Raw genomic sequence first — 21137 nt, forward strand, 5'->3', positions numbered from 1 at the left:
AAATAGTGTAAAAATTTTTTAAATTTTTTATTCTTTTTCTTTCTTATTTTATACAAAATACAATATAAGTATATTTTTGAAGGCATCTAAGAAAAATATACCCGAAGAATTTCCGCCATATTTAAAATTTATAAACAATATATACCATTTGCAAACAAGTTATATAAACCTGGATTGCTTAACACACTTTATCATGGGGAGACCAAAAAGAAAAGTTATCTCCATAGTTGGATTAACAAGACCAACTCCATATGCAGGAATAATAAACGACATACAGATTTTCTTAAAACCTAGCGAAGGACTACAAACAATTGTCGATGCATTAAGTTTAATGCAAATTGAAGCACCCGAATTTTATTTGCCTGTTGAAGAACGCGTACGCAATGTAAAACTATCAGAATACGACCGCATAAGTTACGCACACGGAAACTCAGTTTATATGGCAAAAAAAGCAATGGAACGTGGACGAGTTTATTGTGCGACAGTCCTTGTTCATGAAGTTAAGCATATGGATCTTGAAGGAACACTCACACCAAAAAAAATTGCAGAAAGAATGTGTGATGAACGAGAATTAGACTTGTTAAAACGACTAGGGGATGAAAAATATTGGGAAATGAATCCACCATTTACTATGGATACGTATCTTGCTTGGAAAACATATGAACGACTAATATTTGAAATGAATATTAGGCCTCATAATTCTGATGAAGAACCATCAATACTACAACCATAAGCAGACCCCAAGCAAATAACTAGTTCCAATTAAATTAAGCCATATAAAAATAAAACTGAATATGATTAAAACTGAAAATAATTTAATGTGAAAAACTAATCGCTAAAAAAACATAATCAAAATTTAAAACAATTAATCGCTTTTTAAGCAGAATTATAATCACAAAATAAATAGAATAAAATCAAACCAAAACTATATAAGTAAGCCTCAAACTTAAAATATGATGGTTGCAAAACAAGGAGGCAGAGTACAAAGTCCAAGTTCGATAAATTTATTTAAACAGTGTCCTCGACGGTATTTCTACTCATACATTCTTAGATTTCCAACAAAACCTAACATACATTTAATAAGAGGGAATGTAGTTCATAGTGCTCTTGAAAACTTTTTTGATATAAAATTTAGTACATTAACTCTTGATGATTACAAACTCAAATTAACTAAACATTTAAAACAATTATTCAGCCAAAGTTGGCAAAGTAAAAAAAAAGAATTATCAAAACTAGGATTATTACAATCAGAACTAGAATTCTATTATGAAGAAAGCACATTTATGCTCGCAAATTGGCTTAATGATTATTTACAAAAAATAAAAAAACAACTAGACAAAAATGACAATGATTTAAAATTTGCATTTAATCGAGTAAACCCATTAACTCGCGAAGAACTATACAAAGATGACGAACTGAAAATAAAAGGATATGTTGACGCAATTCATCGAGACGGAGACTCAGAAGATGTTGTAGTAATCGACTATAAAACTAGCAAGAAAGATACTATGACTCCTGCGTATCGATTGCAATTAGGATTATATGCTTTAATGTATCAAAGAAAACATGGAGTAATGCCTAAAAAAGTTGGAATTTGGTTTTTGAAAACCGGCGAAAAACACATAGATGTCACACAAGAAATGATTCAAGATGCACTTTTTGAAGTTGAACAAATACACGCAGCAACACAAACTACAGTAATAACTGATTATCCCAAAAAAGTTAGTCCTTTATGCAAATACTCAACAGGTCAATGCGATTTCTACGATATGTGTATGCGCGAGCGAAAATAAACGCAAATAATTACACCAATACTAAAACTAATAATAAAAAAATAGTTAACAACTATAATAGTTAACAACTATATTCGCCATCATAAACTGCAATTTAATCAATCTAGATTAGAAAAATTAATAAACAAAAAAAATACTGAAGTAAATAAAATGGCACACTGTAATGAATGTTCAACAAAGGGACTTGCAGGAGATAATTACTGCAGACAATGTGGAGAAGACCTACCTGAAGAAGAAGTGATTAAATGTGATTGCGGAGTTGTTGTAAGTGAAGATGACAATTTCTGCCATGCATGCGGAGCAGGATTTGAAGGCGACATCGAAGAAACTGCAAGATGCGTAGGATGTGGAGAAGAATACGACGAAGGAGCAAAATTCTGCCAAAACTGTGGAGTACAACTACCCGAAGTCGAAGAAAGTGATGAAGAGTGCGAAGAAGGGGACGAATCAGAAGAGGAAAGTGAAGACGAACCTGAAAAAATATCACAACCACAAGAAACTCAATCACAAACACAGCAACAATTTCCACCAAGTGGATTTTAACCATAGCTCATAAAAGGTAGAAATTAACCAAAATTGTTAAATTTTTTATTTTAATATCCCCACAATATTTCTAAATTAAATTATTTCACCAATCAAATAATGAGAACTTGAAGAAGTAATTTTAACTTTAACTAAATCACCTAATTGAAGTTTATTCTTTTGCAACTTTTTTTGATTAACAATAACTTGAGTATAAGATTCATTATGACCAATAAACGAAACAACAGACTCAGTTGACTTGCCAATACCATCAACAATAATTTCTTGAGTTGAACCTACCAACTTAACAAGATAATCTTTACTAATTTTTTTAAACAAATTAGCAATTTTACGAGAACGAGTATTAGTGATTGTTCCTGCCAATTGTTTTAATTCTGCTGCAGGAGTTCCCGGTCGCGACCAAAATCTCGAGATATTAATAATTTCAGGCTTTGTTATTTTTATTAAATCAAGAGATTCTTGAAACTCAGACTCAGTTTCTGTTGGAAACCCACAAATAATATCCGTAGCAATAGTCATAGTTGGAACTGCAGATCTTAATTCTTTAACTATTTGTAAAAAATCTAAACGAGAATATTTTCGATTCATTAAATTTAAAATCCGATCGGATCCTGCTTGCACAGGAATATGAATAAACTTAAACATTTTTTCAGACTGAAAAATATCTTTTAGCCCTGGCAAAAATTCTTTTATAAAATTAGGATTTGACATTCCCACTCTTATCTTAAAATCTCCTTCTAACCTAATTAGTTCAGACAATAATTCAACTATGTTCGTACCTATATCAACCCCATACGCACCACAATCTTGACTAGTAATCCAAATCTCTTTACACCCTGCCGTAATTGCATCTTTTGCCCTGCGAATTATTGCTTTTGAATCATAAGAAAAAAGTTCTCCCCTAGCAGCTTTAGTTTTACAATAAGAACAATTACCAACACAGCCTTTGCTAATTGGAATAATTTCTATAATTTTGTTTTTTCGAACTTTAGGCAGATTAAGCCTATCATCATTTGAATTAAAAAGATCATGACTAGAACCAACACTCATCGAACCAAGTACATTTTTTGACTGTGTGCGATCAACTGGTTTTGTCCCAATTAATTGAACAACATTACCATTAAGAGTTTCTTCAACAACAAAACAAACTTGATCTAGCATCTCAATACCAATAATAGAATAATCTTTTAATTTAGTTTGAATTAATTCTTTTCTTGCTTGAGGAATACACCCTGCAATTACAACTTTTTTATTTAGTTTTTTTAACTTGCGAAGCATACGAAAAAACTTAGTCTCTGCAAGTTGTTTAACAACACAAGAATTAACAATAACCAGATCTGCTGATTCAATTGAATCTGCTAATTCAAATCCTTCTTTTCTAAGTTGACCTAACAAACACTCAGAATCTGACTTATTCAAAGTACAACCATAAGTTAAAATAAAAACTGAATTCATAACCATCCTTAATTATCAAGAATTAAATATGCTTATAAAAAGATTTCCAAAATTTAAAATCAAAAGCACATTTGAAAATAAATTTTAAATTAAAAAAAAATAATAAAATATGACCAAACATTTAAATACTAAAAAAACAATAAATAAAAATATTAGCCGAGAATTAGCCAAGATCAAAAAAAGATTGAAAAGCTAAAAATTGGGGTGCAAAATATATGGAAAACGAGAATGTAGAAACAAATCCTGAACCGGTCCAAGACCAAACAACTGAAGCGATTTCTCTTGGCGGTAGTATTGAATTAGTAGGCTTTAGAGACTTAGATAGAAGTACAATGGTTATCCTAAAAAAAATGATAGGCAATCACGTACGAAAAATGACTGAAATAAGCTCAGACTTTGAAAGTATTTCAATATCAAAGAAAAACATACACGGGTCAAATAAAAAAGTAGAACTTCATGCAAAAGCAATGGTTGCAGGAAGACCAATAACAAGAGATGAAACTGACTTTAACATATTCTTCACAATTGATAGAGTGTTATCAAGCCTTTCTGAAGAACTAAAAAAGTAAGTTAAATCAATATTGAAACTGACTTAGAAGTATATTCCAAACTAATCGGAAACTGTTTTCTTAAATTATTTTATTAGATTAATTAGGCTTCACTTAACTAATTTTGTAAAACTGTCCAAAACAAATAATACAGGGCCCCTACTGCTTGTTTCTAAACGAAAAGTATATAAAGCACGAAGTATTTTTTTAAATTAAAATAACAGGCAAAATAAGCCTTCTAATGCCATAATTTCAAGGTTTGATACGTTGAAGTTTTTATGGATAAAAGTTAACAAAAAAACGATAAAATAGTTCACAGAAGAAAACAAAAATAACTAATAATCACACAATAAAAACATAAGAAAAATGGAAGAAGAAAACCAACCAACACAAACCACTGACGTAGAACCTACAACTGAAATAAAAGACGCTACACCTCAGAAAGAATCTAATCCTGCAGATTATAAAGCAGATCAAATAACAGTTCTAGGAGGCCTTGATGCAGTTAGAAAAAGACCTGGCATGTATATAGGATCCACCGGACCTCGTGGCCTTCACCATTGCGTATACGAAATTGTAGATAACAGCATAGATGAAGCAATGGCAGGACATTGTACTCAAATTGATATAAGTCTTAATGAAAATGGTTCTGTAAGTGTAAAAGATAATGGACGTGGAATTCCCGTTGATATTCACCCAAAATTAAATATGCCTGCATTAACAGTAGTATTAACTAAACTACATGCAGGAGGAAAATTCGATAAACAAAGTTACAAAGTTAGTGGAGGCCTTCACGGAGTGGGAGTTTCTGTTGTAAATGCGCTTTCAACTAAATTAATCGCAGACATATCTCGAGATGGAAAACATTATAGACAAGAATTTCTCGCAGGAGTGCCTCAAGAATTCCAAACACTCGGAGATACCACTGATCGAGGAACTAAAATCACATTCCAACCAATGTCTGAAATATTTGAAACAACAAATTTTCAATTCGATATTTTATCTTCCAGACTTCGAGAACTGGCATTTCTAAATAAAGGAATAGAAATAACTATTACCGAAGAGAAAACAGGAAAAATGAATAGATTCCTATACAAAGGAGGAATCACACAATTTGTAGAATTTCTAAATAAAAATAAAAATAGCATTAACTCACCAATTTATTTTGAAAAAGAAAAAGAAGGAATGCACTTAGAAATTGCAATGCAATATACTGATAGTTATACTGAAAATTTCTTTAGTTTTGTAAATAACATAAACACAATAGAGGGGGGAACTCACGTAATTGGATTTAAGTCAGCACTCACAAAAAGTTTTAACAAATACATCGAACAGAATAAATTAACAAAAGATGGTGGAAAGTTAAGTAGTGATGATGTACGTGAAGGACTTACTGCAGTTATTTCAGTAAAAATTGCAGAACCTCAATTCGAAGGACAAACAAAAGCAAAACTAGGAAATAGCGAAGTAAAAGGACAAGTTGAATCACTTGTAAGCAGCGGACTTACTATGTTTTTAGAAGAAAATCCTAGTATCGCAAAAACAATCCTACTAAAAGCAGTGCAAGCATCAAAAGCACGAGAAGCTGCACGAAGAGCAAGAGAATTAACAAGAAGAAAAGGAGTTTTAGGTGGTGGCGGACTACCTGGAAAACTTGCAGACTGTCAATCAAGAGATCCTTCAAAATGTGAAGTATATATCGTAGAGGGAGACTCAGCAGGAGGAAGTGCAAAACAAGGACGTGATAGAATAATTCAAGCAATACTCCCACTAAGAGGAAAAATTCTAAATGTAGAAAAAGCAAGAATTAATCGAGTATATGAAAATACTGAAATCATCGCACTCATAACTGCAATAGGATGTAGTGCAGGAGAAGAATTCAACATAGAAAAAGCAAGATATCATAAAGTAATAATTATGACTGACGCAGATGTTGACGGTGCACATATTTCAACACTACTTTTAACATTCTTTTTTAGATACATGAAACCATTAATCGAACATGGATATGTATACATTGCTCAACCACCTTTATTTAAAGTAAGTAAAGGAAAGAAAAGCAAATATGTACAATCTGAAGAAGAAAAAGACATAGCAATTCAAGAAATTGGAGAAGGCGCAATGATTCAAAGATTTAAAGGTCTTGGAGAAATGAACCCTCAACAATTATGGGATACTACAATGGACCCTGAAACTCGAGTGTTAAAACAAATCACAATTGAAGACGCAGTAAAAGCAGAAAAAATGTTCACACTTTTAATGGGCGATGATGTAGAACCTCGAAGAAAGTTCATTGAAGAACATGCAAAAGATGTTGTCAATTTAGATGTTTAAACTAACCAAATTATTTAATTTATTTTTTCTAACCTTTTTTTATAAAATATTTATCCAAAAATTTATATAATAAAAAAGAATTTATTCTAATAAAATGGGAAAAGGACATCCAATATTTTATTTAACAATAATAGGGATAATTGTATTTGTTTGTTGGATCATATACCAAATATTTTCTAGTTGGAAAAGTTACGTGTTCGTAGGAATAATTGCATTCATAGGAGTTGGACTTCTCAGACAAAAAGAAGATCGCACACGAAACCAGAAAATAAGAGAACGACAAAGAAAAAAATAAACAATTCTTATTTAATTATCACAATTAAACAACTAATTTAAACTTTTGAAATAGTTTATAACCCCAAAGATTTATAAATCAACCTTCATTTTTTAATAAACATGCCACCAAGAAAACCATACAAAAAAGGCGGAAAAGTTAAAACTGCTACTGAAGAAGAAGATTTTGGCAGAATAAAATTACCGCGAGGATTAGAATCATTCGGAGTTGTAGAACAAAGAGTTGGTGGAAGCCGTATGTTTGTAAGATGTATGGATGGTAAAAAAAGACTTTGTCGAATACCTGGAAGACTTAAAAAAAGATTATGGGTACGAGAAAGAGATTTCATAATTGTAGAACCTTGGGAACTCGGCGGCGATGAAAAAGGAGACGTAATCTTTAAATATCGACCAAACCAAGTAAAATGGTTAAAAACTAAAGGATACTTACGTGCACTTGAAGAAGCAGACGAATTCTAAACATAAAATATTTTAAATTTATTCTATTTTATAATTTGATTGAAACCAGAAAAAAAACAACTAAATGAAATTCTAAAAATTTATTTGCGATCAAGTAAATAATAAACAACCAATATCCCAACACCAATACAAAGAGCACTATCCGCAATATTAAAAACAGGCCAGACCCTAAAATCAAAAAAGTCAATAACAAACCCAAAAAAAATACGATCAATAAGATTTCCAATCGCACCCCCCATAACTAACGCGGACGCTATTAAAATTACTTTTTGTTCAACTAATTCTGGAAGAAAATAAATAAACCCCCCAATTAAAACTAAAGCAATGCACACGAATAACCACTGCGCATGTTGTAAAAAACCAAACGCAGCACCAAAGTTTTGAACATAAGTTAGATGAAAAATATTATTTATTATTGGAACAGAATGACCAAGACTAAATGAATTTTTTATAAGAAACTTAGAAATTTGATCAAGCATTAACACAAAAAATGCAATGCCCGCAAATAGTGATACGTTAAACATAAATTTTTTATCTGAAAAATTATGATTAAAAATACTTTTCAAATTTAAATTTAAAGAATTATTTTTTGATTTCATAAAATCACCACTGATACTTCTGATGATTATTGTTGTTATCTCCCTTAGCAATTCTTTCAATATTTGAAAGACGCTGATTAATTGATTCAATCGCAGAACGAATAGCATCAAGTTTTGCGTTAACAAGTTCAATATCTTTATGAATATTTTGAGACTGTGCATTAAAATTAGAATACCCTTGAGGTTGAGATGGTTGTTGAGGCACTTGAGTTACTTGAGGAACTTGAGAATATTGAGGTTGTTGAGGGGCAGTTGCATGTTGAACAGAAGGATATCCTGCAGATTGTGATCCGACCGCTTGAGGAGTTGAACCTAAACCTGACAAATCATGTTGAGCTGCTTCATGATCAGAAATAGGTGAAAAATTACCTGAAAAATCTGAATTTGAATCAGACGGACTTGATGAAATCGATGGAAGTCCAACAGGAGGATTAGGCGCAGAACCAATAGGATTCATAGTAGACTGCATAGCCGAAGGATTAGATGAAGGCAAGGTAGACGAAAGATCATTTGAGGGCATTGCCGAAGATTGAGGTAACGGAGAGTTTTGAGAGGAAGGACTTGGTTGCGCTCCAGGACTTGATTGCGAATTAAAATCAGGAAAACTCATATCTCCAGTACCTGAAGTTCCATTACTAGCTCCAGAAGCATTACCAAAGTCAGAACTAAAATCAGAGCCGAAATCTTTACCTAAATCACCCATATTAAAATCGTCTCCGCCGCTTTTATCCCAAAACTTTAGTTTTTCAAACATAATTAACACCTAAATAATCTTCAAATACACACCTAATGAATGACCAAATTTAATGGCCAAATAATTCCCAATTAATATTTTATTAATATACGATAAACATTTAATACCAATAATTAACATCTGAGTATAAATAATTTTTGATTAAAACAACCTGAAACAAAATTATTTTAAAAAAGGCAATTTATCAGGCTGATTACCTTTTTTATGGAAAAAATAAAATAAAACAATAATTAATAAAACCAAACCACTAACAATTTTTAACAAAGTAATTGTTTTGTTTGAAAAAGAAGAACTCCCTTCATCTGACAATGTTTCACCGTTAACTGGTTCAAAATTTGTAATTTCATCAACACCAATAATATCCTCATCAGATAAATTAGTTATTGATGCAGTTTCACTTAATTTTGTACTTGAATCTAGTTTGGTAAATTTAGGAACATAATTTGCAACATTAACAGTTTTTATATCTGCATGAGAATTAAAAGTCATACTTTGATACTCATATTCTGCAGATATATTACTAATATTAAAAACTCCCTCGTCATCAAAAACAGTTTTATAATAATAAACTCTAAATGAACTCGCCGGAACAACTCCTTCCCACTCAAATTTATCTAAACCATCTGATACCAAGGATACTTCAGTTGTAGTTTGTCCCGCATTTCTAATTTTGATAGGAAATGAAACTTCCTCAGACTCAGTAATATTTACATCACCTAAAACTTCAACAAAAATAATTGGCCCTGCAGATTTAGCATAAGAGGGATTAATGCTAATAATTGTGGAATTATCAAAAAATTGATTTTTGTCAGCATCATAAAACTCAAGAACACTCTTATTAATTTTATGACTACCATTAACTTTAACAAATACATTAAAAATATCTTCAATCTTAACAGATTCTTTTGGACCTAACCGATCCAACTTGTGAACCTTTGGACCCACAATATCAATTTCACTTTGTTTTGGTGGACGGATAATCAAATTATACGCAGTCTCTTCTTCATCCGCATTAGTAATAGTATAAGACAACGGAATAATATCTCCCACAGTCAACGTAGATTCTGATAATTCTTGAAAAATGGTTACATCAGGAGATTTAGGTTGCACAATTATTTCTTCAAACTCAGAAAAATTATAATCAAAAAAAGCATCCCAATCAAAATAATGTGTATTTGTAATAATTTTAAAAGTTGTTTCATTAGAAACTTTAGGTGCAGTCAAGGTATACGTGTACACAACTGCCTCTGCTTCTTGCTTCAATACCAGCGTTCTACCATGCACTCCTTCAACAGTAAACTCAGGAGGGATTAAATCATTAACTTCTAATTTAGGAATTTTAACCAATCTAGGATTTTCAACAGTAGTCGACCAAATAATTTCTTGACCTTCATCAACAGTTAATCCTTCAGAGCTTTCATGAGTAATTTTTAAATCCTCAAACTTGTTAACTTTAAAATCAACTTCAGTTGAGTTTGAATAAGACTCACCATACTCATTTTTGTAATCAACAGTAACATTAAATGCATAAGTTTTATCTGCTAAAACTTTAGGAACAATCATATCTACTTGATGAGTATATTCCGAACCACCTTTTGAAATTTTTTCAATATCAAGTGATTCTAAATCAATCATACTAGTTACAGGTGTTACCACAATATCTTCAATAAACACATAAGGATTTAAATTTTCAACAAAAATTCTTAACAATTCAACATTTAATGATTCTAATTGGCCGATTTCACCATCTTCAATCTCTCGACGTGGCTGATGCATCGCATCTTTATCTTGCAAATAAACTCTGAGTTTAATACCTGCATCTTTTACAGTAAACCTCTCCCAATAAGTTGACACAAAATTTAAATCATCTTCTTCAGTTGTGTAATCTGCAGTAATTTTAAAATTAATTCTTCCGCTCTGAGACGTTTTGAAACGCAACACAAACATTTTAGAATAATTAGCAGACCAATCATGATTTGAATACTCAACATAATTAGATTTAATCTCATCAATTTTTCCACTAGATTCTACATCCACCAAAGAATTTGATGCGTTCGATTCATTCGCCCAGCGGTACCTAATTTGACCGGTTCCCAAATATTTTAATGAATCTGGAAATTCTATTTTAAATGAATTAATTGAAATTTTTTCATCGAATAAATTTGACACATTAAGCACTAAACGAACTTCTTCATTAAGATGGTAATCCTCATTGTCGTCTGAAAAATCCAATTCAGACTTAGAATTTTCTAACGGATACTCAGAAATTTCTTCATCTTTACTCAACATTATCCCTTCAACAAAAAATAAAGGAGATACAGTTAATTTTTTAGACGTTGTTTTTTCTTCATGAATTTTTTTAAATCCATCACCAAACGAATACTCAGCAGATAACGCACCCTCAAATTGAGATAATCCCCTAATTGTATATTCACAATCAAATGAAACATCAGTATTCATATACCCTCTAGTAAAAATAATTGAATTTCCAACCTGCTTACAATAACCATCAACATCAACAATTTCAAACTCTGCAGGAAAATCATCAACATAATTAATATCAAAAGCAGTGTCACCCTCACTAGTAATATTTAATGAAACTTTAGCAAGTTCACCAGTTATTAAAACTGACTTGTTAAATGTTCTAGTAACTTTTAAATCAGGAACTTGACGAGAAATATTAATATTAGCATAAGTAGTATAAGGCTCTTCAGTTGTGTCTTGAGAAACATTCGTAAAACAAAAAGTAAAAATTTCTTTTTCAGAACAACCAGTCACAGGAACACTAGCACGAATACTTAATCCATCAACAAAAATTCTATCTTGCGCACTGTTCATAGTCACAATAAAAGAATACTCATCAACAACAACGCTCGCACCACTTTTCACATTACCATCAAAAACTATATCTGAACCGGAAACAAAATTTGTTGCAACCAAAAAAAGAGATACGATAATAATTCCTACAAAAACAATCTTGAACAAAAATTTTACCAACTTAATAAACAAAAATGCAACTACAACAAGAATTACTAATACTACTAAAAAAAATGGATCCATTCAAATACCTCTTTTTGCAAAAAAATGAATACTACCCGCACACAACCAATGCAGCTAATATTTGACTAATAGTTAATTAATACTTATTTAATATTTATAAAGAAAAGATTAAAATCATATTTAAATGTTATGTTTAAAAAAACTAAAATATGGTATTTTAGAAAATTAAAATGTCAGGTTTTAGAAAATTAAAAATTATGTTTTAAAAAATTAAAATGCAATATTTAAAAAAAAAAAACAATCATGACCCAGTATATGCAGATTTAGATCTAACTTTAGTTTCAACTTTAGTTTCAACTTTTTCTTCAACACGATCTGCCCAAAATTTAAAATGAAGTCTTAACATATGCTCTGCCATCAGTTCTGGACTCGCAGGAATTCCAAGCTGACCAATATGATCATCAATTGTTGCATAGAATAAACCCACTTCGAAAATATAATTGTTCGGAAGAACCCAAGTTGCATCATGGTCAGTAACATATAATCGCCCATCTGCTTTTTGTTCTAATGCATATTGTTTAGCTTCCTCTTTTGCACCCACCAAAATCGGCCAAGTTTCTCTTTCGAGAACTAATTCAAGAGACATCTGTGCGAAAGTGGGATCTACTTCACCTAAACTTGCATCAGTTTTACCTAATTTAGGAACTGGAATGCGAGAAATAATTTCATCAGCATAACTACCAATATATTCAAGAGAATCGTGAGTTTGAAGTGAATACCTCGCCAATTCAATAACTTTCCTACGAATATCAGGAGTGATTTGATCATCCGCAATACAAAAATAAAATTGTCTCTTAACATCGAAAGGAGTTGTCATGAATTTAAATACTGAACGTAATTTTATAATAATTTAGATTATTGAAAATAACCACTAAATACTATAAAGACAAATAAATTTTAAATAGTTTAAAAAAGAAACAAATTAAGTGGAACCAAACAAGTTAAATTTAAAAAAATGAATCAAACCAATAAAATAATTCAAATGTATAACTGGTTGTTTAATGAATATGGCCCTCAAGGATGGTGGCCAGTTTCAGACGTCAGCGAAGAGACTGAATCTAAGTTTGGAGAGGAGGTCGAGAAAATTTATTTAGGCATTCAGACTTCGGCGAATAACATCGCAAACACAAATAAAAAAAATAAAGGATATCACCTCAAAGATTATTCTTATCCAAAAACTAACCAACAAAAATTTGAGATTTGTTTAGGCGCAATACTTACACAAAATACTAGTTGGACTTCTGTTGAAAAAGCACTTGAAAACTTAAAAAAATTGAATGCACTCAATATTGAGGTCATAACAAAATTAACTGATGAAGAAATCAAAAATACAATCAAACCTGCAGGATATTATAATCAAAAAATGACATACATAAGAGAATTCATAAAATTTTTTGATTCAATTATATGTTCACAAAATAAAATACCCTCCAGATCCGAACTATTAGCAGTAAAAGGAATCGGACCTGAAACTGCAGACTCAATGTTACTTTATGCATTCAATCAGCCAACATTTGTTGTAGACGCATATACAAAACGAATATGTTTGAACTTAGGCCTCATTAATGAAACCAGCACTGAAATGAAATACGATCACATGCAAAAATTATTTGAAACTACAATTAAACAAAATATTGAATTAATAAATAATAATAATAACAATAATAACAATAAGAAAAGTCGCATAGATAAAAATAACAAAGAGCAAAAAAACACAAAGCAACTAGTTGTAATCTACCAAGAATATCACGCACTAATTGTCGCACATGCAAAAAAATTTTATCAAAAAAAGGAAATGTGGCAAAACTGCCCACTTAAAAAGCAAACCAAAAGTATTTAAAAAACAAGTTTTCTGTCCCAATAAAAGGACAATTTTAGAGGGAAAAAGTATAAATATGAAATACAAATTGATAACAGATAATAAACAATTATTAAAAAAAATAATGAAAATAAAATAATGCTTAAAAATAAAGGTGAGGCAAAACAAAATGGCAAGCAAAACCAAAAAACAAACTCAAACAGACAAAAAAGAACCTTCTAAAAAGAAGAAAATTAATGAAAAAACAAAAAATACAATCAAATGGGTTGTTGGATTCGTAATCTTATTACTAATCTTGTTCTTCATTCGACAAAAAATGATGGCAGACCCTGCAACAGCAGAACCTGAATTCGAACCATTACAACCACTCGAAACACAAGACTTACCAGAACCTACAGAACCAACACCTACAGAATTTGTACCTGAACCACAAATTGAGATAACACCAACTCCATTTGAAACAGGAGAACAAATTAGTTCTGAAGACGTAGACGACTTAAAAGATAAAGAACTTGCAATTGATGTAACAACAACTGACGATACTAGCTTACTTAGCAATGTTGAATGTCAGTATGATGAAGCAAGCGGACTTTTATATGTAAGTTTAGACATGACTAACACCGGAACTGAAACATTCACCATCAGTCCAAAAGGAGTTAGTAAAGATTACAACACATATTTTAAAATTAGAGGAATTGTTGATCCAAATCCAGGATGCACACAAGAAGAATTAACACCTTCTGAGACAACTACATGTACTAAAATCGGATTTGATTCTCCAACATACAGCAATGTAGAAGGAGTAAATAGAATTAGCATTCAAGCACCAGGAGTTACTGAAGCGCTACTAGTAGAATGTCCTGAAATGCCTGAACTCGTAGAAGAAGTTACTGAATCCGAAGTAGAAATTGTAGAGTAATTCGACAAAAGTCTAATTAAAAAACAAGTGCGAAATTAGCACTAAATTTTTTATTTTTTAAAATTTTTCAAATTCTAACCGAAAAGTGTTGTAACTTACTAGTAATTAAAAAGCGAAAAGCTTATAAGTAGTACAAAATCAAACAAAATTATGACTTTTGTTGATCAAACACTCGAGCAAATGCTCCTAGAAATAAATTCACACACCCAAATATTCTCAGAAGAAATCGATAAAATAGATGTTTCCCCCTACGCTCGAAAAATTGCAAAGAAAATAGGAATCGAATTTGAAGCAGATGATGTTGATTTGGATGATCCAGCACAACGAATTCCATTTTACATAATTCGCGCACTAATACTCACTTACGAAAATTCAGAAGAGAGAGGTAAATTACCAATCACAACCCAAATATATCAAGGCAATCAAGGATACGTAATAAGAATTAGTGACTCAGGAGAAGGATTTGACCACAAAAAAATGTTACTTGGTTTCAATCAATTTCTCGACGAAGTAGATAAACAAAAATTAATTGCAATAGACAAAGCACGCGCTGCAAAAAAACATTATGCAACCAATTTAGGGCAAGGCACGCAAGCCATCCATTTATCCACGTTCGAATGTTCATATGAAGGTTGTGGCAACACAATAAACATGAAACTATTAATTCCCAAAAACTAAACTAAAACGCAATCATAACTACCAATTAACAAAAACTTTTTATATGTCCATTAAAAAACACACTAGATTCCAAATGAGGGGGTGCCGGAGCGGTCAATAATAAATAGTATCCAATCATGGTTTTTGACCATAACGAAACTGTTTATTGACTTGACGGGATAGGCTTAGGCACTTCATAGATGACTACATAGGTAAAGCACACGCATTATTCTATGAATTGAAGACACCTATTGGCTTAGTGCCTACTAGGGTTCGAAATTAGACATCAAGTAAATCCAGCAAACTACATGCTTGCTAAAAACTGATGTTTGACGATTGTCCCTACCCCCTCATATTTATATCTTAAATTAGAATATGCCTGCAGAATTCGGAATGCAGCGAAATTCATGAAAATTAACATAATCCACTAATAAATATTACTTAATTAAGTAAAACACAATAAATACAATATTATTAAAATTTATAAAGGGTTAAACTAAATTAAAAAAAGTATTAAAAACAGTTTTAAAAGGATAAAAAATGGGAATTTCACATCATAGAAGCAAAAAACAAACAAGTGGCGGAGTATACAAGCGCTACAGAAAACAAAGACAGTTTGAGCTAGGAACAACTCCAAGTTTAACCAAATTAGGAGAAAAGAAGTTCATAGATAAGAGAACTCTCGGAAACAACACCAAACGAAGCTTACTACAGTGTGAAGAAGCTAGTGTGACAAACTCAAAAACAGGCAAAACAGTTAAAACTACAATTAAAACAATACTTGAAAGTCCTGCAAATCGACATTATACTAGACGAAACATCATGACTAAAGGCACAATTATTGATACAGAACTTGGAAAAGCAAGAGTTACATCTAGACCTGGACAAGAAGGCGCAATAAATGCAGTATTAGTAGAATAAACACAAGCATTACGTTTATTAAAATTATTTCAAACTTTTTCTTAACGATTTTTTTTAATTACAACTAATAAATTAAAACAAATAGTTGTACTGCATTCAACACTAAAAAAATTTAAATATACGAAAAAATTCTATTCAAATATGACTCCCACAATAAGTTTATGCTTAATTGTGAAAAACGAAGAAGACTATATCGAACAATGCTTAAACTCAGTTCTCGAACTCGTAAATGAAATAATAATTATAGATACAGGTTCCACAGATAAAACAAAAGAGCTCGCACTCGACTTTAAAAAAAATAAATTTCCAAATCTTAAAATTCTAGATTTTCCCTGGGTGCAAGATTTTAGCTCTGCAAGAAATTTTTCCACAAGTTATGCAACAAGCGAGTGGATACTAATTCTTGATGCCGATGAAATAATTGCAAAAGAAGACCACAACAAAATCAAAGAATTAATTTTAAAATATAATAAACCAAACACTGCAATGGGACTGATGTTAATTCAAAGAAATTATGCTAACAATTCAAAACTCGTCGGATGGACACAAAATGATGAAAAATATGTTAGTTTGGAAAAATTTAGTGGATTTTATCCAACTCCAATTACCAGACTATTCAAAAACAAACAAGAGATAGTATTTAGAAGTAAAGTCCACGAAAGTGTTGATGATTCAATATTCGAAAAAAAAGGAAAAATAAAATTAACAGAAATACCAATACATCACTTCCAATACGAACGTGGAGAAGAATACGTTAAACAAAAACAACTAAACTATTTTGATATATGCAAAGAGATGGTAAAGACTCGAAAACAAGATTTTAAAGTATGGTTTGATATGGGCGTGATCTCAGCAAATTATCGAAATTCACCAACCGATTCTGAAAAATTCTTTAAACAAAGTTTAGAATTAAATCCCCACTATCTACTATCATATTTACAACTCGCAACAGTTCTTGAAAAACAAAATAAATTGGAAGCTGCAATAACCATATATAAAAAAGCATTAAGCATAGAAAAAAACAATTTTCACCTAGTTCACAATCTTGCCGTCGCTTTAACTAAAACAAACAAACCAATTTTAGCACTCAAATTTTTTGAACATGCAGCAAAATTAAATCCAAACAACCCTCACGTTTACACCAATGTTGGATGCATATTTGGACAATTAGGCAAATTTAAAGACGCAACAGAATTTTTTCAAAAATCACTTGACCTAAATCCTAACGATACTCGAGTTAAAAACTTACTCGAAGGAACAAAAAATAAAATAAATAAGAATAATTGAATACAATTTAAAAAGAAAAACACACAATTTAAACAAAGTGATCTGTTAAAATCAAACATTCTAGAACCTAAAAGTACACCAACATAATAAATTTAGAAAAAAAATTAATAAATCTTACTTTTTCTGCCAACTGTAAGATCGAGTTTTTGCAGATGCGCCGTAGCCACAACTAGAACAAACTTTTTTACTCTTGTGATAAGTGTGCTGACCACATCTACGACAATAAATGTGAGTTTTCTTACCACTCTTCTTACCCATGCTAGGAGTTCCTTTACTCATAATAATTCACCTGAAAATTAATTTAATAACAAATTGATAATGAAAATAAAAAATTTATGATAAATTTTATGCAGGAGAGATAAATATAATCGTATCTCCTCTAATAAATGTAGTGCCTAATTTACGCTTAAGTGCTCCATCTACGTGTTCTTCGCCTTCATCAAGCACAACATTGATATGAATATCAAAAGCTTTTAAAAGTCCAATGAACTGTTTACCATTCTTTAATTCAAGAACAACTCGTTTTCCACGAGCTGCATTAAGAGCGTCTAACGGTCTTGATGTATTATCCATAATTTAAGCACCTCAAAATATAATTAAAATCGGTTAATTTAAATTTGGAAAAAAAGGTAGAGGTATTTAAATGTTATGTATTTGTAAAAATCACCTAAACAATCAACTAAACAATAAGTAATAAACCCAACATAACACTCCTTAATTTTCACCATAATCACCCAAAATACCCAAATTTTACTAAAAATATTTGCAAAAAGATTATAAATATTTCCGAGCTTATAGTAATATACTATATTAGCTAACCGGCAATGCATTTAAAAGGAAGCATCGGAAATTAATGTTCATTTATAAATAACGGTCAAAAAAAGTTTTTTTTATTATGCAATGACGACAGGCCAAAAATGGCAAATTTTTACAAAAGAAGTCAAATTGAGACTAATCAAATTAATTCTTAAGACGGTGTTGCGAAAAGCTTATAAACGATAATCTGTCTTTTCGACGATAATTAGACTTGACTAAAAACGACACAGACATTGCCCGCAGAGACTAACAGAGGCGCAACTATGACTCTTTTTTAAGAAGTAAAGAGGTGAACACTTCTTAAAATCAAACAAACCACAAAAATAACTAAAAACACGTTACAAAACACGGAGGTGTTTTGATGAAAGTTAAAAAAACAGTTAAAAAAATCGTAGCTCTAGGAGTGGGAATTACCATGATGGGAGCAACACTATTAGGAGCTATGGCTACACCCTACACATTAGCAGATTATCCACAGCCATTTGTAATGGACGGCGCTTGGAACGGTCTTATGGTAGTAGGAGATGACGCAGCACCTGCAGATATTATTGGTGTAACAGACATCGCAATGGAACTTCAATACAGTGCAACTGTAACTAAATCTGTTTCAACAGGAACAGCTGGAAGCGCAGTAGCATTAGAAGGAGATGCATGGGAAGCTAAAACTAGTTCTAAATTATGGGAATTAGGAGAAAACTTAACCGCAATCCAATCAGTTTTAGATGAAACAGACCTAAACGCATTAGAAGATGGAACATTTAAAAACAGCAAAGGAACATTCGGATATGAACAAACATTAACATTCTATCCTGCAACTGCACCAAGTGTATCATACACAGTAGATGAAGATGATGTAACTGGAGATTTTTTATTATTAGATGATTCAGACGATCCATATGCAAGATATTCTTTTGACTTTACATCTTCTGCAGAATCAGATGTTGTTGAAAATGAAATGGAAGATTTCCATAACAAAAAAATAACAATGTTAGGCAAAGAATATACTATCGTAGATACTGCAGTAAGCAGCGGAGAACCAACATTTACCTTAATGGCAGGAGCAGTACAAGATGTTTTAGAAGAAGGCGAAACAAAAACATATACTCTTGGCGGAAAGGAATTTGAAGTAACTGCATTAATCATATCAGATACTTCAACAAGTGTTAAATTCAAAGTTAATGGAGAAACTACAGATGCTATGACTCCAGGAGATATTGAATTATTAAGCGATGGAACTCAAATGGGAATTAGAGAAATCTTACCTAATGAAGCAGGAGAAACTGCTGGCGGAGACATTGTAGAATTTTACATCGGAGCTGACAAACTAGTTTTAGAAAACGGAACTACAATAGAAATCAACGAAGAAAAAATTGAAGAAACATTAGTAACTTTTGACGGAGATTTTACTGCCGCAACATGGGACGGATTCACAATAGACTACAACGCAGATGACACATACTATATTCCTGCAGGCGGAAAACTATCTGAATTCTTAGATGAACCAGAAGGTTTAATGAACTGGGATATTGCTTATGAAGGTCTAACTGCAGAAGATACAGAAATGATTAAACTAGTAGCATCAGGAGATGACGAGTATAAACTAAAATTAGAAGTTGCAGATGGTGAAGTAACAATTCCATTAGCATATTCTGGCGCAGCAGACGTAATGAATCTAGGAGATAAAGCATCCAGTTCAAAAAGAAAATATTTGATTTTGGATAAAACTGAACCTCTCCAAGAAGACGATTACTTTGTTTTAACAACTGGTGGTGCAGCAGATCAAGGAGATGAATCATTTGTCTTACAATATAAAGGATCTGATAAAACAACTGGAACTGATAACGGAGTTCTTAAGTTTAAAAACTTAGCTACTGGAGAAACCATTGAACGAAGTTTAGCTAAAACTACTTGCGATGCAACTCTAAGAGTTGGAGGAGTTAGTTATGCATTTAATGAATCTAGCGCAGCGGGTTGTTTAATAAACGATATTAATGTTAGTTTAAAGAGTGCGAGTCAATCAGATACGACATCTCAAGTTATTTTATCTAAATATGGAGCTAAACTTTCATTTAACCAGTTAAGATTAAATGACTCTGTAGCAGAAGGAACATTTGACAACTTAAATACTAGCAGATTTTTAAACGTGGTAGTCGAAGAAGTTAACTCAGACATGGTTGAATCAACAAACAAAGACATTATTTTTAAAATTGGACCACACGTTACAGGAACTGATGAATTATCATTAGACTATGATGAAACAGCAACTGCATTACAAGACCATGAAGAAAATGATGACTTACGAACAGGATTTACGCCATACGGAGCATTAATTAGTTACATGACTAAAGACAATGCACCTGATGAGTTAGAAATTTCATGGCCTAGTGAACAACAATATGCACAAGTATTCGTAACAAGCGGAGCTGTTGAATCTTCAATGACTAGCGCTGGCGGAGACGTAACATACGAAGTACCTGTTAAAATTGAAGTTGGTGCAGCTGTATTAGCAAGCCAAGTTCCTGACGTAACAAGTGCAAATATTGTATCAGTTGGTGGAAGTTGTATTAATGAAGTAACTGCAGCAATTATGGGACTAACATATCCAGCATGTGGAGAAGCTAGTGGACTAAGTGAAGGAGAAGCTATCGTTAAGCTATACGAAAGTGGCGACAGTGTTGCAATTGTTGTTGCTGGATGGGAAGCTGAAGATACAACCAGAGCTACAAGAGTTCTAGCTAACTACGAAGAATATCAAGCAGCTGGTCAGTTAGTAGGTTCAGAAGTTAAAGTAACTGGAACAAGTTTAACAGATGTTACTGTTACACCAGTTACAAGCCAATAAGCCTGCAAACTTAAGTTAGTTTTAAAAAACTAAAATT

General features: G+C 31.7%; 20 protein-coding genes. 13 read left to right on the forward strand and 7 right to left on the reverse strand.

From position 1 onward, the window contains the following. The first annotated feature begins 193 nt into the window (after positions 1 to 193). From HN587_04640 to HN587_04650, 3 genes are all read left to right on the forward strand, one after another. A complete protein-coding gene (locus HN587_04640) occupies positions 194 to 733 on the forward strand; it encodes a hypothetical protein (GenBank protein ID MBT7903131.1) in 540 nt (179 codons plus the stop codon). A 223-nt stretch (positions 734 to 956) separates the two neighbouring features. After that, positions 957 to 1793 (forward strand): PD-(D/E)XK nuclease family protein, encoded by an 837-nt coding sequence (locus tag HN587_04645; protein ID MBT7903132.1) that lies wholly within the window; start codon positions 957 to 959, stop codon positions 1791 to 1793. A 150-nt stretch (positions 1794 to 1943) separates the two neighbouring features. Further along, the gene (locus HN587_04650; protein ID MBT7903133.1) at positions 1944 to 2336 is read left to right on the forward strand and encodes a hypothetical protein; all 393 of its coding nucleotides are present in this window, start codon (positions 1944 to 1946) and stop codon (positions 2334 to 2336) included. Positions 2337 to 2411: 75 nt separating this feature from the next. Here HN587_04650 and HN587_04655 read toward each other — a convergent pair whose 3' ends face one another. Further along, the gene (locus tag HN587_04655) at positions 2412 to 3797 is read right to left on the reverse strand and encodes a tRNA (N(6)-L-threonylcarbamoyladenosine(37)-C(2))-methylthiotransferase (GenBank protein MBT7903134.1); all 1386 of its coding nucleotides are present in this window, start codon (positions 3795 to 3797) and stop codon (positions 2412 to 2414) included. 209 nt (positions 3798 to 4006) lie between these two features. Here HN587_04655 and HN587_04660 point away from each other — a divergent pair, with 209 nt between their 5' ends. From HN587_04660 to eif1A, 4 genes are all read left to right on the forward strand, one after another. Further along, entirely contained in the window at positions 4007 to 4360 is a 354-nt protein-coding gene (locus tag HN587_04660) for a hypothetical protein (GenBank protein ID MBT7903135.1), read from the forward strand. 345 nt (positions 4361 to 4705) lie between these two features. Next, a complete protein-coding gene (gene gyrB / locus HN587_04665; protein MBT7903136.1) occupies positions 4706 to 6673 on the forward strand; it encodes a DNA topoisomerase (ATP-hydrolyzing) subunit B in 1968 nt (655 codons plus the stop codon). 94 nt (positions 6674 to 6767) lie between these two features. Further along, positions 6768 to 6968 carry a hypothetical protein gene (locus HN587_04670; protein MBT7903137.1) on the forward strand — a complete coding sequence of 67 codons (201 nt, stop codon included), beginning with the start codon at positions 6768 to 6770 and terminating at the stop codon, positions 6966 to 6968. A gap of 101 nt (positions 6969 to 7069) precedes the next feature. Further along, positions 7070 to 7426, forward strand: a complete 357-nt coding sequence (gene eif1A, locus HN587_04675) for a translation initiation factor eIF-1A (protein ID MBT7903138.1) — start codon at positions 7070 to 7072, stop codon at positions 7424 to 7426. Positions 7427 to 7506: 80 nt separating this feature from the next. Here eif1A and lspA read toward each other — a convergent pair whose 3' ends face one another. The 4 genes from lspA to HN587_04695 form a co-directional block, all read right to left on the reverse strand. Beyond that, entirely contained in the window at positions 7507 to 7950 is a 444-nt protein-coding gene (lspA, locus tag HN587_04680; GenBank protein ID MBT7903139.1) for a signal peptidase II, read from the reverse strand. 79 nt (positions 7951 to 8029) lie between these two features. Further along, positions 8030 to 8779, reverse strand: coding sequence for a hypothetical protein (locus tag HN587_04685; GenBank protein ID MBT7903140.1), 750 nt, complete (start codon positions 8777 to 8779; stop codon positions 8030 to 8032). 162 nt (positions 8780 to 8941) lie between these two features. Then, positions 8942 to 11839, reverse strand: coding sequence for a hypothetical protein (locus tag HN587_04690; protein ID MBT7903141.1), 2898 nt, complete (start codon positions 11837 to 11839; stop codon positions 8942 to 8944). Positions 11840 to 12080: 241 nt separating this feature from the next. Beyond that, entirely contained in the window at positions 12081 to 12656 is a 576-nt protein-coding gene (locus HN587_04695; protein MBT7903142.1) for a hypothetical protein, read from the reverse strand. Between the two features lie 138 nt (positions 12657 to 12794). Between HN587_04695 and HN587_04700 the strand changes: the two genes are divergently transcribed. The 5 genes from HN587_04700 (at position 12795) to HN587_04720 (ending at position 17442) form a co-directional block, all read left to right on the forward strand. Then, positions 12795 to 13679: an endonuclease III domain-containing protein gene (locus HN587_04700; protein MBT7903143.1), complete on the forward strand. Its 885-nt coding sequence runs from the start codon at positions 12795 to 12797 to the stop codon at positions 13677 to 13679. 148 nt (positions 13680 to 13827) lie between these two features. After that, positions 13828 to 14577, forward strand: a complete 750-nt coding sequence (locus HN587_04705; protein MBT7903144.1) for a hypothetical protein — start codon at positions 13828 to 13830, stop codon at positions 14575 to 14577. Between the two features lie 150 nt (positions 14578 to 14727). Continuing rightward, positions 14728 to 15255: a hypothetical protein gene (locus HN587_04710; GenBank protein MBT7903145.1), complete on the forward strand. Its 528-nt coding sequence runs from the start codon at positions 14728 to 14730 to the stop codon at positions 15253 to 15255. A 519-nt stretch (positions 15256 to 15774) separates the two neighbouring features. Beyond that, positions 15775 to 16155, forward strand: a complete 381-nt coding sequence (locus HN587_04715; protein MBT7903146.1) for a 30S ribosomal protein S8e — start codon at positions 15775 to 15777, stop codon at positions 16153 to 16155. Positions 16156 to 16296: 141 nt separating this feature from the next. Then, on the forward strand, positions 16297 to 17442 hold the full coding sequence (locus HN587_04720) for a glycosyltransferase (GenBank protein MBT7903147.1): 1146 nt from the start codon (positions 16297 to 16299) through the stop codon (positions 17440 to 17442). Positions 17443 to 17556: 114 nt separating this feature from the next. On the opposite strand, the gene HN587_04725 is transcribed toward HN587_04720, so the two are convergent. Continuing rightward, on the reverse strand, positions 17557 to 17724 hold the full coding sequence (locus HN587_04725) for a 50S ribosomal protein L37e (GenBank protein MBT7903148.1): 168 nt from the start codon (positions 17722 to 17724) through the stop codon (positions 17557 to 17559). Positions 17725 to 17787: 63 nt separating this feature from the next. Then, a complete protein-coding gene (locus tag HN587_04730; GenBank protein ID MBT7903149.1) occupies positions 17788 to 18015 on the reverse strand; it encodes a small nuclear ribonucleoprotein in 228 nt (75 codons plus the stop codon). 604 nt (positions 18016 to 18619) lie between these two features. Between HN587_04730 and HN587_04735 the strand changes: the two genes are divergently transcribed. Then, complete coding sequence (locus HN587_04735) at positions 18620 to 21100, forward strand: hypothetical protein (protein ID MBT7903150.1); 2481 nt, start codon at positions 18620 to 18622, stop codon at positions 21098 to 21100. The last annotated feature ends 37 nt before the right edge of the window (positions 21101 to 21137 follow it).

It is taken from the genome of Candidatus Woesearchaeota archaeon (assembly GCA_018675335.1).
In the GTDB taxonomy this organism is placed as follows: Archaea; Nanobdellota; Nanobdellia; order Woesearchaeales; family UBA11576; genus JABJCP01.